Annotated in this window: 1 protein-coding gene (cut by a window edge); it reads right to left on the reverse strand. The window is 67.8% G+C overall.

Going from position 1 to position 15,783, the window contains the following annotated elements; translation table 11 throughout:
• A protein-coding gene (locus AB0C34_RS18780) for an alpha/beta fold hydrolase (RefSeq protein ID WP_357074110.1) crosses the window boundary here: on the reverse strand, nucleotides 1–15,759 show its 5' portion. It extends 94,131 nt beyond the left edge of the window; the window shows 15,759 of its 109,890 coding nt (coding positions 1–15,759); its start codon is at nucleotides 15,757–15,759; the stop codon falls past the left edge of the window.
• Between the last annotated feature and the right edge of the window lie 24 nt (nucleotides 15,760–15,783).

Genomic DNA, 15,783 nt, shown 5'->3' on the forward strand with positions numbered 1-15,783 from the left:
ACCCGGAATACCCTCGGCCTCACCGAGAATCTCCGATAGTTCGGCGTCGGCCAGCAACGCGGCACGCTGGGCGTCAGTGGAGAAGTCCCACAGCCGGGCGTTGGCCCGTCCCTGCGCATGCGCCGCATCGATATCGGGCGCCACATCCGCCTGATGCACCATTCGGGTGAGGTGTTCGGGGTCGATACCCGCTTTTCGCAATGCCTTCTGCACCAGCGCGGCATTTCCGGCGGGCTCGGCCGCGCCATCACCCGCGGGTACGGCGCCGACGAAAATCGGCCGTTCCCGCGGCGGCCGGGCTGCCACGCCCACCGGGTCGGCGACCGCGTAGCCGTCGACGCCGACGAACACCGCCACCGCGATCTGGCCTTCCGGATCCCCCGCGGGTGGCCGGAAGTCCCGGATGATCTCGTTGGTCTTCGGATCCAGCTGATCGACCCGGATGTCGTCGCCGTCGACGACCGCCATCCAGAGCACCGCGTGCCCGAGACCCTCCGTCGGTGCGGTGGTGACCACCATCTGCAGGCCGTTGCCGCTGCCCTCGTGGGCGGCCACCCACGTCTTGAACCGCTCGAATCCGTCCCGCAGGCCGTGCAGTTGATGCGCGAACACCGGTTCCTGCCCTGGACGGGCCAGCCAATGCTCGGCGTCCGCGAAATCCACGCCCAATCCCGGGACGGCGGCCTGGATTCCGGAGCGGTCGCGCTGCGTGCGGTAGGCGATGTCCGCCGCGATCGCGGGCCAGCACTGGTCGGCCCACAGCGGCTTCGGGTCTCGCCGTACGAAGGCGGCCGTTCCCTCCGCCTCCGGGGCCGGCGACTGCGGCCGGGCCAGCTGGTCGGGCACTACCTCGATGCCGTTGGTCCGGCCGGTCGCAGGGTCCGGTCGGGTGTCGACCGGTTCCGCGGCGGCCAGCCGGGCGGCGGCGGCCAGTCTCTCGCGGAATTGTCGTTCGAGCGCCTGGAATGCACTGGACAGCTCGTGGGATCGGGCGATGTCTTGCAGGAAATCGATCTTGCCACGCAGTTCGGTCGCCACCTCCTCGAGCTCGGTGGCGTGTGTGTTCAGAGAGTCGAACTGCTGCTGCCACTGATCATGGCGTTGTGCGATGGCGATCAACTCGGCCAGCCCGGCGGCCCGGTCAGGGTCGCTGCCCACCGCCGCGATGTGCTCGCTCTGCAGCTGCGCGAGCGCGTCCACACCCGGCGCGACAATGCCGAGCCCCCTGCGGGTGTCGGTGAACTGTTTCCGCGCGTTCAACCGGTTTACGTGCGCTGCCTTCAGTGCGTCCGCGAACACGTCCAGCTCGGCGAGTACGACGCCATCGGGGAAGAAGTCGCCGGGCGCCATCTGCAGAGCAATGGCATCGATCCGAAGCTCGGACAGGTTGTGGCCCAGTTCGACTTGCGGCGCGGGCGGCTTCTCGTTGGCGGCCCGGGCGGCCCGCGCCAATGCGTTGTCCAGCCGCTTGCGCCGCTTCAGCAGCATGTCGGTGACCGCGGCGACCCGGTCCAGCTCGGCGCGCAGCGCCCGGATCTCCAGCACCGCCCGGGCCACCGATTCGGTGAGCGGATCCCGCTCCAGCTCGCCCCACTGGTCGTCGGTCAGATCGGACGGGTCGACATCGTCGTACAAGGCCGCCAGCAGAGCCCGCGCCTCGTCCTCGTCGGCGCGCAGTTGCCGCACCACCGCACGCGGCTGGAACCACTCGCCTGGCGTGAGACCGCGCAGGTTCTCCACAATCCGCCCGCGCACCCACGGTGGCCGGAAACCCGCCTCGCGTTCGATCTCGGTCACCATGCGAGCCACCTCGTCGAGATCGTGCGCGCGCTGCGCGAACCCCTCGAACATTTCGCCGGTGTCCAGCATTCGTTCTCGCCGGGACACGGTGTCGCGCAGCGCATCATGCAGTGCGATGATTTGTTCGATCTGCCGCTGGGCCCGTCGGACATCCTCGATCCGGTTCAGCAAATCGTGCGCTTCGACGAAATCCCGCTCCGCCTCGGTGAGTTCTTCGCGCCCCCGCAGATCCGCCAACTTCTGCCCGATGAGCAGCACATTGGGTACCACCATGTCCGGCAGTACCTCGTCACACGCCGTCTGGTAACGCTGGTTCCAGCTATCCCACTCCGGGGAAGTCCGTGTGATCAGCCGATCGACCGTCTCCGGCGACAGCGCAAATGCGGCTGCCAGGGTGGCTTTTTCGAATGCGCGCCGCACGACGGCGTTGCCGAACAACGTCACCAGCCAGCTGCCCAGTTGATCGCCATCGCTGGCGCGATCACCGTGCGCCTTGATCTGGACCGTGGGCAACGTCCAGTTGTTCTGTTCACCGGCGAGCAGGCGCAGTTCCAGAACTGCGGTCAGTTCCTCGACCATCCGGTGCAGATCCGCACCTCGGTACATCAGCGAGGCCACCGCCAGGCCCGGGTTGGTACCCGTGATGTCCTGATACCGGTCGACGGTGCGCTGCAGCCCCTCGTCCAGCGTCACCGGACTCGCCTCGCCGACAACCAGATTCACATCGATCAGGGCAGCATTGACGCTGATGCCGATCGCGACGAACGGATCCTTCAGCGACAGCACCGCCGAAGCCGGTGATTTGAGCAGATAGTCGACGGCCGGTGGTTTGGGCAGAAAGGCGACCGAACGGCGGAACCGCTTCAACGCCTGCGCAGTCCGCAGCAGCTGCGTCAGCTGCTGACTTTCCTCTGGTGGCGCGACGTCGTGGTAACCCTGTTCTACCTGGCGGGCGCGTTCCTCGGCAGTGCGAAGTTCTGCGGCGAACAGCATGATGGTAGCGATGTGCCGGGAATGGTCGTCGGCTCCGAGCAAGCCGGCGATCGCGGCTGGCTCGACCACAGCCAGATCGGTGACCTCGTCGCCATACTCGGCAAGCACCGCGGCGACCTGCCGGACCGAGGGGAACCGGCCGAGCTCCGTCAACGCCTGCTTCAGTCGCTCCGCGGCTGCCGCGTCCTCCTCGGTGGCACCCACCGCGAGGTCGCCGAATCCGAGTTCCGCGACCACGTCCCAGGGAGACGCCTTGTCGAACTCGAAATCGACCTCTTCGGTCATCTCGGGTAGCGCATGGACCGCGCCAACAACGTCGATCCAATCGCCGTCGGCATCCAGCATCACCTTCGGTGTGGCGCCCGAGCGGAATCGGTAGGCCGCCTTCAGCGCCATGACCTGTTCGGCGAGCATCGAGACGTCGGTGCCGTTCCGGTCGTCGAGAATGTCGGCCCAACTGACCGTGGGACTACGCAGATCGAAGGTGACGATCACGATCATCGATACCGCACCCTGCGCAGCCAGTTGATGACCCTTATGCACCTGCGCGATGTGGCGGAAAAGCTCAGGCACATCGTCCAGGCTCGACACGGTCTCCGCCGCATGCATAATCAGGGCGTCCGCGAGTGTGCCGCGCTGCCGCAGGCGGCCGTCCACGGCTTGCGGTCCGATCCGGAACTGCGCCTGGACCCGCCCGCCCTTGTCCGCCGGTCGGCCGTGCGGACCGATGTCGGGCAGGTGCGCCACTGACAACCGTCGCACCGGCACACCGTTCATCGCGGTTTCGAGCATGCCGTGCAACTCTTCCGCGATTTGCACCGTGGACAGTCGCTGGCGCTCACCGTCGTCGGAGAACTCGACCCGGGCGAGCGCTGCCCTCTCCTTGTCCAGCGCGGCCTGGGTCTCCCGGTGCAGCTCCTCGTCGGGCACCGCGCCGATCACCCCGGCCAACTCCGGATGCCGGGCCACCAGCGCCTGCCACATCCCCGGCTGCCGCGCCGCTTCGTCGAACAGCTGGGCCACCACCCGCCCACGCTGCCGCGCCACTCCCAGAACTCCGCGCCCGCGCAGCGGCTGCAGCAGCGACTCCAGACTGTGCAAGCCATTGCGCTGCAACACATCCGTGAGCAGCGGCATAGGGTCTGGTTCGGCCAGCTCGAACCAGACAGCCTTGCGCCGGTGACCGTTCACTCTCTGCACGCCGGAACTGCGCCAAGCCGCACGATCGGCGGCGCCGGGCATCGGTATCGATACCAGCTCGCGGTCGGTGTCGGACATCGTCACCTTTAGCCGCCCGTCACCGAGAGACAGCTGCCCATAGATGACCTCGTTATTGCCGGGCCGCTGCACCATCGCGTCCAACTCCGCGATGACATCCTCCAGCTGCCACACGAACCAGCCGGTCATCCGCGACGACAGCCATTCGCGCACCGTCGCAAGGGTTTCTTCGATGCCGATCGCATTGGCAGGAAACACCATCATCGTTTCCTGCGTGACCGCCCACTCGGCCGGAACAGGCTGCGGCCCGGCGTCGTCCGACTCGCCGATCACCACCCCCGACCGAGCCAGCCACTCGGCGGTCCGCTCGGCCAAGTCCAGGTAAACCGGTCCGGTCCGCTCCGGTTCCGGCCCCGGATCGAACTCGCGCCAATATGCCGTGGTTTCACCATCGACGGTGCGCAGTTCCAGGACCGCCCGGCCGGGCTGGCCACGAACGGGTTCGATCCGCAGCGTAATGAGCATGCCGTGCGGCGTCGACTCCACCTGCTCGATATCCACCGTGAAGTCGTCGGCATCCGCGAAGTAGTCGTCGCCGCCCACATCACCGAACCCGGTGAATATCTTGTCCAAGCCGCGGCCGTGCCACTCCAGCAACGCCGGAACCTGCCATCCCAGGGCGTCGGCATCGAACAGCGCCCCTTGGTATTCCACGTTGACGAACAACCCGGGTTCGGGTTCGATGCCATTGCGCCGCAGCTCGGCACGGAGGTTGGCGATATTCTTCGGATCTGATCGATCCCACCGGAACGCCCCACCGTACGGTGAGATCTCGACCAACCGCCCCGCCTCGATCTTCCAGAGACCGAAGGCCGCCGGTCCCCACTCCTCATCGTCGTAGGTCATGCACAGATCGGTGTGTGTCCCCTGCCCGTCGGTGCGGAACCCCTTACCAGGTATCGCGTCCATCGTGAAGCAGTCACCGCTCGCGCGTGTCGTGCTGTACGGCTTGCCATCCGGTCCGACGAACAATGGCCTGCCGCCGACCTGGATGATCCGCACCCGCCGCGTCGTGTCCCGATCCGCCGCAGCCTCCGGGGTGGTGACCGGAATCTCGTCATAGGTCGGCTTGCTCGGCTCGACCAGGCCGAGGCGGATGTTCGTCTCGCGGGACGGGCGTCGGACGTGCCCTTCGGGGTCCGCGACCGCGAAACCGTATCGGGTGAACAGCCCGAGCACTGGTTTCTCCGGCTGGGGGTCGCCGTTCTCGTCGACAACCGGCGCGGGCGGCACGAAGCCGCGGATGACCGTACCGCGACCTTCATCGATCCGGTCGACTCGGGGAACACCGTCCTCGACAACCAACACCAGCTCGACCAGATGCGCCATCTGGTTCTCCAGGTCCTCGACGAGGAACACCGCCAGGCCGTTGCCTGCGTTCTCGTCCTCCGGGTTCCGGCGTTGAAGTTCCTCGCGCCAGGCCAACAGCCCGTTGAATGCCTCACTGATGCCGGTCAGCTGCTGGAACAGCACGGGATCCTGGTCGGGACCGGCCGCCCACTCCTCGACGGTGCTGAGGTACGTGCCGACATTCGGGTCGGCGGCTTCGATCCCCGCCTGGTCGCGACGGTTGCGGATCGCATTGCCCAACATGGCTGCGGGCGCGCACTGATTCGCCGACGGCCGCTCGGAATCCGGCAGATCGTGCCGGACATCGCTTTCACCCTGAGTCGGTGCGACGCCTGTGGCCCGCTGCGACATCTCGCGCAGGAATCCGCCGACCGATTCTGCCGTCGGATTCGCCAGGACCCGTGTCGGCCGCGGCAATTCCTCGGTGCGTGGCGGGCCGTCGGTCACCTCAAGTAGGGCGGCATCGACCCTGCCGTCGACGCCGGCCAGCCGCACCGTGATGTGCCGGATCTGGCGAATGGCCCCGCGCATTTCGTCGATCGCGGCGATCCGGTCGGCTGCCTCACCTTCCGGAAGCCCCTGCGACAGCCGCGACTCCCAACCCAGCGCAGCCGTCTTCTGCGCCCAGGTACCCCGCAGGGCCAGGTCGGCGAATTCATCTCGGGCGGCGACCGAGTCGAAAAGCGCCTCCAACCGGGTCCGTTCCGCTTCCAGATTCCGCCGTTGCTCGACCAAGGCGGTGAGCCGATCGGCCAGCCTCCGCAGCCGGGTGGCGTCAACGACGGCCGCGTGGTGCCTGCCCGCGATGGCGTTCAGCTCGTGCAGTCGGCGAAGTCGCTGATTCGCCTCGTCGGCGTGCGCCCCAGCGGCCCCTGGTCTGTGTGGATCGAGGGTCGGGTCGAGTGCATCGACCGCGTTCCGCGCCTGTGCCAGCCGACTGGCCACATTCGCCATCGTCACCGCGTCGGTAGGAAGGTGCGCCCGATGCGCTTGGAACTCGTGCCATGTTTCCGTGGCAAGGGTTTCGGCTTCGGCGAGAGCGTATTCCAGCGCGGTGATACCGTCGCGGCGCGCATCTGCGCGGGCGACATCGAATGCCCGCACCCGCTCCTCGGCATCAGCACCCAGATCCGCCAGCCCCGCCGTGACGGGCCGCTGATACTCCGCCGTCGGCGACGCATCCCCACCCGTCACGCGGATGTTGAGCGTCCCCAGGGACCTGACCTCCGGCCGACTCGAGTCGGCTAGAACGCGTTCCGCGGTCGCGATGATCGCCGAAGCGCTGCCATGCGTGACGAATTCGATGGAGGGAGCAATGTCCCAGCGGCCCGGGGCGTTCCAGCGATCCCAGGCGCCGACCAGGCCGTGGACGATATCGGCGGCGAGTAGCAGTCCCGCAGCCTCGAGCGGTCCCTCCGGCGCGAACCACACCACTACCGCATGACCCGGATCCTGCAGGTCCAGCCAGTCCATGGCGGCGCCGAGCACAGTCGACACGGATGCCTCGACCCCGCGCCCAACGGTCTCCACTCGGACGGTGTGCGCATCAGGCGCACCGACGATGGCCATCACCCGGCCATCCGGACCACGCGGCACATCGGTCAGCACCGCCAGCGGCCTGCCGTCCGCCGCGGCCCGCCTTCGCAGCCTCACCAACTCCCAGGTGCGGTCCGGCACGAGCACAGGCCAGCGTGGGTCGGTGTCACTGCCGCCCTGGCCTGCCAACCGGGTGCGTTCGGCATCGACCGTCCGGGCATCGGCCCGGCTCCGATCCGACCACGCGATGCCGGGAGTCGCCGCCACCCAACCAGGCAACTGCTCGATCAGTAGCGCCTGCTGGATCGGCGACAGCAACCGCCACTGGTGATCGACCTGACTGCCTCGGATGTCGGGCAGGTTTCCGCCGAACACCTCAGCCCAGGTCAGGAGCGCGGCGTCGCGCGGTTCGGCAATCGCCGCCAGCAACGCGAGGATGCCGTCCTCAGCAGCGTCGATCCTCCGCCCCCCGGCGGCTTCCCGCTCACGTGCCGCGAAGATGATCGAGCTGAGCAGGACGGCCTGGAGGTGCAGCCGGTCGTAACGTTCCCGCCATTGCTCCCAGTCCGGATCCGCCGGGTTGTACCCGCGCGCGAACGCCTCCGCACGATCGAGCTCCAGCGTGCCGATGGCCCGGGTGAGCGCATCGACACGGAGGAACGTCCACGCATGCCCGAGCACATCGTCGAGCTCATTCAGGAACTGCTCGGCCGAACGGCCGTGTTCTCCACCGGCCACCAGGTTCCGCACTCGCCGCCAGGCGAGCCAGATCGGCGGTTCGGTATTCCCGGCAGCGATATGGTCGGCCACTTGGCGGCGCAAAATAGTCAGCTGCGCGATCTCTTCCGGACCGATATTCGCCGGGTCTCGCAGGAACTGCAGGCCCGCCGTGGTGAGGACGGTGAGCAACTCCGTCCGCTGCAGCAGCGTATCGCGGTACAGCCCGCTGATTTCCGGCCCGAGTCCCTCGCCGGGGGCGGCGCCGACGTAGATCTCCCCCTGCGGGATGGTCGCCGGGTCGATCGGGTTCGGGTTGTCGTACCGGACCGGGACACCGCGCCGGTCCATATGCAGCACCATCACCGGCGGGCCGCCCACCGGCGGCTTCCAGTCCCGGATGAAGCGGCCCGTGATCGGGTCGCGGTATTCGATGCGCTCGACGCCCTGGACCATATGCCGGATCAGCCAGACCGCATGATAGCCAGGCGATTGCGACTCGTTTGTCACTGCCTGCGTGGGGAAGGCCACCAGCATCTTGATCCCGTTGCCGCCCGCGTTCCAGGAATTCGGGTCCGCCCGATCCAGGGACTCGCCGCGGACCCGGAGACCTGCGTCCGCGGCGGCGAAATTCGCCCACCACTGGCCTTGGACGGGGTTGCCACGCTGTTCGGGTGTGAGCAGCCCCGCCGCACCCTCGTTGAAGGCGATGCCGCGCACCGGATGGGCGGGCTCGATCCGCATATCTGTCCGGCCGCCGACCGCCGCGATATCGGCCTGCACAAATGTCATGCACTGGTTGGGTTCGTCCGACCACATCTCACGCGGCCGCGTCCACAGCATCGCGGCGTCGGTGGTGCCCACATTCAGCTTGGCATCAATTTTGTCGAGCTGATCGTGATGCTCGTGGTACTTGTCCACGACATCGGCCATCGCCCTCAGATGACGTGCCGCATCGGGTTCCGCGTCGCGCGCCCAGGCCCGGAAATCCGCCGCCCATCCTCGAATCGGCCCCAGGTCGTGCACATTGATGCCGCCATAGCGGGCCATGACCTTGAGCTGCCTGCGGGCGTCTCGAACTCGCGCCTCCAGCCGGTTGCGTTCCCGGAGCCGCTCATATGTCTCCGGCCCCAGCCGAGGATCGATCGGCGGCCCTACCGGTGGGTGCACCGGCGCGGTGACCGCGTTGGCCTGCACCGGCAGCAGTACACTCTCGTCCGCGGTAGCGAAGCGCGGCGGATGCACCAAAGCCGCGACCGAGAGGTTGTCGCCGCCGTCCTTCGCCCGCGCCAGCCCGGCCAACCTGATGACGATCCGCTCCGGCTGTTCCGGATTCTGCTCGTAGATCTCCTCGACCTCGTCGGGGTCTCGGCTGTCGGTGAAGCCGTCGGTGCCGATCGACACGATGACCTTGCGGTTCGGGTCCAGCTCGACTTCCGTGCTGTAGACCGCCTTCCCCTGCGGCCCCAGACCTTTACCGATGACGTGCGCGGGCTGGAGTGCGTTCGCGCCGAAGCCCTCCAGCGCCTCGGCCGCCGACATTCCCTTGGTGTCGATATACCTGTTGAGGTTCGAATGATCCTTGGTCACCCGCTTCGTCCCGACGAAGCCACGACTGTCCCCGGCCCAAGCGAAACTGGCCTTGCCGCGTTGCACAATGGCGACCACTATCGTGGTGGCAGGCGGATTGCCGCTCGCCGGCGTCGCATCCGCATCGGCCTGCACCGCGTCGACCGCGCCCTCGGCGACCTGCAGTGCGTTCAGCCGCTGCCCTTGAGCGGCGCGGATACCGGCTTTCACCTGGGCCAGTGCCTTTTTCGCCGACTGCTTGGCAATCTTGTGACCCTGCTCCGAGGTGGACACCCCGTCGCAGACAATCGCGATCTCGATCGGTTCGCCGTTGTGCTCGACGACGGCGATCTCGGCCCAGTCCTGATTGCCGTGCCCATGTAACCCGGGATCACCGATATGGGTGACGGCGGCGACCGACCCCAGGTTCAGCAGCTTGTGCGGCGCGTTGCCCGGCAACGCCTTCCCGAACAGCGCCTGCGACACATAGCCTTGTTCCCCCGGTCCCGGCGAGAATCGTTGCCGATCGGGGGATTCCAGCGGCAGCGGATGCTTCGACAGCACCCATTCGCCGGGTCGCGCCACCGGTAGCGGAAATGCCGCGACCCCGCCGGTGGCGTTGTCGCGCCCACCGTTCGCCAGAGCTTGGTCGGCCATCGTGAGCGCGACCGCCTCAAGATCATTCGGGTGAGCAGCAACCGCATCAGCGAACGCATACAACGGCATACCGTCGGTCAACACCCCGATGACCCGGTTGCCCTCGATGGGGAACGTCTTGATGTAGCGCGTCACATCCGCGGGAAGTTCTTTCTCCGCGGCGAAATAGTGCAGCCCGGTATCGGAGGGATCCCACGGATCCAGCACCTTGGCGCCTGCCATCGGATCATCCGGATTCACCGAAAGCACTTCGGGGTCACCGAATTTCCCGACAATGACCAGCCCCGGCAGCATGATCGCCGCCGCCACGGAAACCCCCGGTGCACGCTCTCTGCGCGGCATGTTCAGGTACATGTCGCGGATCAGGTGCCTGATCTCGGCCATGCTCTCGCGAGCACGCTCACCCGGCGGCAGGTTCAAGTACGTGTCGAGGGTCGGGCGCAGGTGCGACGGCAGGTTCAAGTACTCGTCGAAGGTCAGACGCGTCACCTCGACCAAGCCCTGCTCGAACGCCAGCCGCATCGCCTCCTGGGGCGCGACTCCCGCCCGCAACAGGTCCGCCAGAGTGTCGCGAATCGTCTGCACGACGAGCTGAGATCCCTTGGCGCCATCCTTCCGCGCGGTGACCCCATCGCCGGTCACCAACACGGTCGCCGGTTGGTTCCCGGCGATTGTGCCGACCGCGAACGCCATCGCGTCCTCATTGCCGTGGCCGTGCGCAGCGGGATTGCCGTTATTGGTAATCAGGACAGCCGCATCCGGCCCCCACCGCGATCTCGATTCCCATCGCGAGGGCACCTCGATGACATGCCGTTCCTCCCACGGCGCGCCGAACAGCAGGGTGCCCTCGGCCGGCATGTGCACGCCGTGCAGCGCGCTGGGTTCCTCGCCCGGCGCGAGAGGATGCTCGAGGACACCGTTCTGGGATTTGATAAAGGTGACCTGGTGTGCTTCCCCCGCGAAAAGCCGGAGGAATAGATCGACCGCGTCCGTGCCCTTGTGGGTGTACTCGCCGTCACCGTTGTAGCACCGCCGCAGCAGGTATGCGTCGAACGGGCTCATGCCCTCGTGGGGGTATCCGCCGCCGCTGTAGCTGTGCTGGATCACGACCTCGTGTATCGGGTCGTGGCTGATGTAAGCGGTGTGTCCGAAACCGTCGCGGTATTCGATGACGAACGCCGCTCGCATTCCGGGAGTGTTGCGCACCTGCTCGATCAGCTGCGCCGCCGTCAGCTGACCGTGATGGCGGCGGTTGAAGTTACCGCCCACCTTCTTCGCGAGATTTACCGCGGTATCGCCGGCCAGCGGGTTGCCGCGCGGCGGTTTCACCGGTTCCGGACCGACCCGGCCGGTGGCATCCCAGTTCGCCCGTGCGAACACCCACTCGGCGTAGGTCGCGCACCGTCCGACCAACAGCGGCTCGACCGCATCGCCGTCGGCGGCGCCTCCCTTCGAGACCGCGCCATCCTGCGCTTCCCGCTCGGCGAGGAACTCGACGGTCTCGGCCAGCTCGGCGGCAAAGTTCTCGATTATCCGGATCTCGGCCTGCAGAGCCGCGATGACCGCGGGATCGCCGCCGGGCTCATCCGACTGCTTCTCCCGGTCTTTCTCCCGCTCATCGCCGAGTTCGACCCGCCTGTGGTCCAACGCGGTATGGCACGCGAGCGTACGAACGACCGCGGGCAAGCCCGCCGCCGCCAGCACCGTGTCCGGATAGGCCGTGATAAACGCGGCCCGCTCGTCCTCGGTCAACTGCGGCCACAGCACCCCGAGCTCCCGAGCCCGGGCCCGCCGGTCCGCCTCGACATCCCGTACCCGGCCCGCACCCGGCACCAGGTCCGCGAGTCGCAACCCTTCGCGCTCCAACGCCTTCGCCACCACCGTGCGCGAACGCCGCACCGCACGCGCACGCTCGGCCCGCATCCGGGTCCGGCGAGCCGCTCGACCGGGCAACGCACCACCGGGCGCACCGACCGGCGCGGGCCGATCGGCGCCAGTCGCATCGGGTTCGGCCGCACCGGTCTCGGCCGGCGGCTGCGACAGGCTGGCCAACGCCGCCGGATCCGGTGTCGACAGCGCCGTCGACTCACGACCCGGAATCGCCACCGGCGCGACCGCGGGCGCCGTCGGACGCTGCGAACCCGCATCGGCGGCGGGGGATTTGCCCGACAGCGGATCTTTGACCGTCTCGGCCTTCTCAGCGGTCGAAGTGTCATCGCCCACCGCGCGGTCCGACCGCGGGCCAGCCCCACCGTCCCACGCGGCTACCGCATTCTGCAGGATCTCGATCTCGGCCTGCAGGGTCACGGCCAGCGCGCCATCCGGGTCCGTCTCCCGCACGTCACCGAGTTCGATCCGCTTCGGATCCAGTGCCGCATGAGCCGCGCGCAACCGAATATCGCCGGGCATATCGACCGCGCCCAGCAGCGTCTCCGGGTACGCCGTGGTGAAGGCCGCCCGCTCCCGCGGGGTGAAGCCCTGGTCCCACACCTCCATGAGCAAGCGAGTCCGTGCCCGGAAGTCCGACCACACATCACGCACTCGCCCCGCACCCGGCACCAGGTCCGCGAGACGCACCTCTTCGCGCGCCAACGCCGCCGCCACAGTCGCGCGAGCATCCTGCACCGCCTGTGCGCGTTCGGCCCGCAGCCGAGCCCGCCGAGCCGCACGACCGGGCAGCGCGGCACTTGGCGCACCAACCGCCGCAGGCCGATCAGCATCAGTCACATCGGATTCCGCGGCACCGGGCGCGTCAACCGCTGCAAGCCGATCAGCATCAGCCACATCGGGTTCCGCGGCACCGGGCCGCGTCGGAGTCTGGTGCTGCACACATGCCAACGCCACTGGATCAGGCGTGGTCAGCGCCGTCGACTCACGCCCTGGAAGCAGAACCGGCACAACGGGATTCGCGGCAGCAGCCTGTCGCGACCCCGGTGTGTCGACCCGAGCCGGCGCGGAATCCACCGGCTCGGCGGCCGCGGCATCGTCGACCGGTGTGCTGTCCGATTGCGGTTCGTCCGCCTCGGCGAGGGCGGCGGCCAACTTTTCCACCCGCTCGATGTTCGTCTGCAGACCTGTGACCAGCGTGGTGTCCGGGTTGTCTTTCGCTTGTTCGACGCCGAGCTCGATCCGGATCAGGTCCAGCACCGTGTGGGCTGCGCGGAGCCGAGCCTCATTCGGCAGACCCGCGGTCCCCAACACCGTTTCCGGATACGCCGTAATGAATGCCGCCTGCTCCCGCTCGGTCAAACGCGGCCACAGTGCGACAAGTTGCCGGGCCCTGGCCCAGGTGTCGGCCCGCACATTACGCACCCGACCCGCACCGGGCACCAGGTCCGCAAGCCGTTCCCCTTCGCGCGCCAACGCCGCCGCGACCACTTCACGCGCCTGCTGTACCGCTCGCTCACGTTCGGCACGCAGCCGAGCCCGACGAGCGGCACGACCGGGCACAGCAGCTGCCGCCGGTTGTCCGGTGGCGCCGTCGACCGCCGTCGAATTCCCGTCCGCAGCGGGCTGATCGGCGAGCGCCGCTCTGAGGTCGATGATCTCGACACCGTGTCCGAGGCTGTCTCGGGGCGCATCGGGAACTGTCCCGGGTTGATCCGGCAGCTGTTCGAACGCGACGGCCAGCATCGCAGGGTCCGGCGTGGTCAGGGCAGTGGTCTCCCGACCCGGGATCGCCACCGGCACAACGGCATGTGCCGTCGGGCGCGTGCTGCGCACGGCCCACCCCCACGAACCAGTCGGGCCGGTAGTGGAATCCGCCTCGGTGTCGGTGTCGGTGTCGGCTGTTGCCGTCGACACCTCGGACTCTGGCTCCGATATCGGATGTGGCCGCGGTTTTCGGTCGGGATCGAACCCCGGATTCGCGACGAACACCTGAACAGCCGGCATGTCCGCGATGGCAGGCGCAGCCAGATCATTCTGGAACCGTCCCAAGAAGAACTGTGGAGCGATCCCACCCAGGAAGACGTGCGCATTCCCCCACACGAACCTGCCTCGCGGTCCGTCCACCACATACATCCGAGCCGTCGCACCCGCGGGCCCCAACGCCGCCCGCGCCGCCTCCGGTGAAGGGTAGGCCAGCACGACGTCGTCGATACCCAACAGATTCGGCATCGCATCCGGATGCGCACCATCCACGAATGGCGCCATCGGATTCGCCTCCGGCACCGCTATATACGCCACTCCCTCGGCCACATATCGCACAGGTGTCGACGAATCCCCGAAACGCGCCAACAGACCTGCGATATCCACCGCCTTCTTGACCACCGACCCAGCCAACGGATCCTGATCAACCGTCAGGCCCGTCACCTCCATCCCGCGCTGCACTTCTTTCGCGGTCGGCGCCGGCGGCGCTTGCGGCGCGGCCGCGCGGCGCAAGGCCGTCGCGCGGGCAGCCTCCACCTGCTGCTTGTTCCGCTCCTGGCGGAACTCCCGCATATCCGTCACCAATGCCGCGACCCGCTCGGACAGTGACGGTTCCGGCTCCGCGAGTTCCCGCGGCTTCCGCTTCGGATCGAAAGCGGAATTTTCCACGTATATCGACATGTCCCCGGAAATTTCATGCCACCCCAGCACGAAATTCTCCGCGAAACCACCCATGAGCAATGCCATCGTCGGGTTCCCCGCGGAGCCCGCTCGAATGAAGGCTGGCGCCTTCACCACGACCACGCAATCCGCGCCGAACGCCTTCGCCTGCTCCAGTGAGGTGAACCCGGATACATAGCCTTGATCGCCCGGTGTGATCCCCTCCGCCAACACCTTCGCCACATCCGACACCGGGAAAAACGCCTCGACCCCGTCTTGCACCCACGTCACCGGCGACTGCTCCCGGCCCCACGTGGCGAACACCCGGTCCACCGCTACCGTCGCCCCCTCCGGCGTCGCCGCGGGCCTCGGATTCACCCCTTCCGGCAACCCGGAAATCGCCCTCCCCAACGCCACCTGCGCTTTCAACTGCGCCAGCGCCGCTGTCCGCGACTCCGCCAGAACCTGATCCGCGGTCAGACCCGAGCCCGCCTCCCCGGTCCCCGACTGTGCCCGTTTCGCCAGGCGCGTGACCGCCGCCCGCCGCTGCCGCTCGGCATCTCCGGTAGGCGCCGCACGCCGCACCTCCTGCGCCGGTGCCGGCCCGGCGTGCTTCGGTCGCACCGGCCGAGTTTTGGGGTCGGGGTCGAAGCCCGGGTTCGGTACGAACACTCGAGGGGCTGGCATGTTGTGGAAGTCGGGGACATCCAGGTCCACGTCGTTGTCGAACCGACCCATGAAGAACTGCGGAAGGATCCCACCCACATACAGCAGTGCGTTGCCTCGCCGGAACCTTCCGCGTTGTCCCTGCACCAGATACACCACCGCGGACGCGCCCGCGTCCCCTAACGCCGCGCGGGCCGCTGCCGGTGAGTCGTAGGCCACCACCACACCCCCGACACCCAACACGTCCGGGTGCGCACCATCCACCAGCGGCGCTACCGGATTCCCCTCGGCGACCGCGATATAGCCAGCCCCTTCCCTCTCATAACGCACCGGCGTCGACGACTCCCCCAAACGCGCCAACAACCCCGCCATATCCACCCCGTCTTGCACCACCGCCCCAGCCAACGGATCCTGATCAACCGTCAGGCCCGTCACCTTCATCCCCCGCCGCACTTCTCGGGCGGTCGGCGCCATCAGCGGCTCCGCTTGGCCCGTTTTCCGCGTGGCAGCCGCCCGCTCACGCTGCGCCTGCTTGAACTCCCGCATCTGCCCCGCGAAATCCGCGACCCGCTCCGACAACCCCGACCGCGCCGGCGTCGGTTCTGGTTGTTTGCGTGGTGTCCGTCCGGCGACGAAGCCTGGGTTGTGCACAAAAATCGACATGGCGTCGGGTCCCTGCCCCGACAC

The sequence above is a fragment of the Nocardia sp. NPDC049220 genome (genome assembly GCF_040647855.1).
Classification (GTDB): Bacteria; Actinomycetota; Actinomycetes; order Mycobacteriales; family Mycobacteriaceae; genus Nocardia.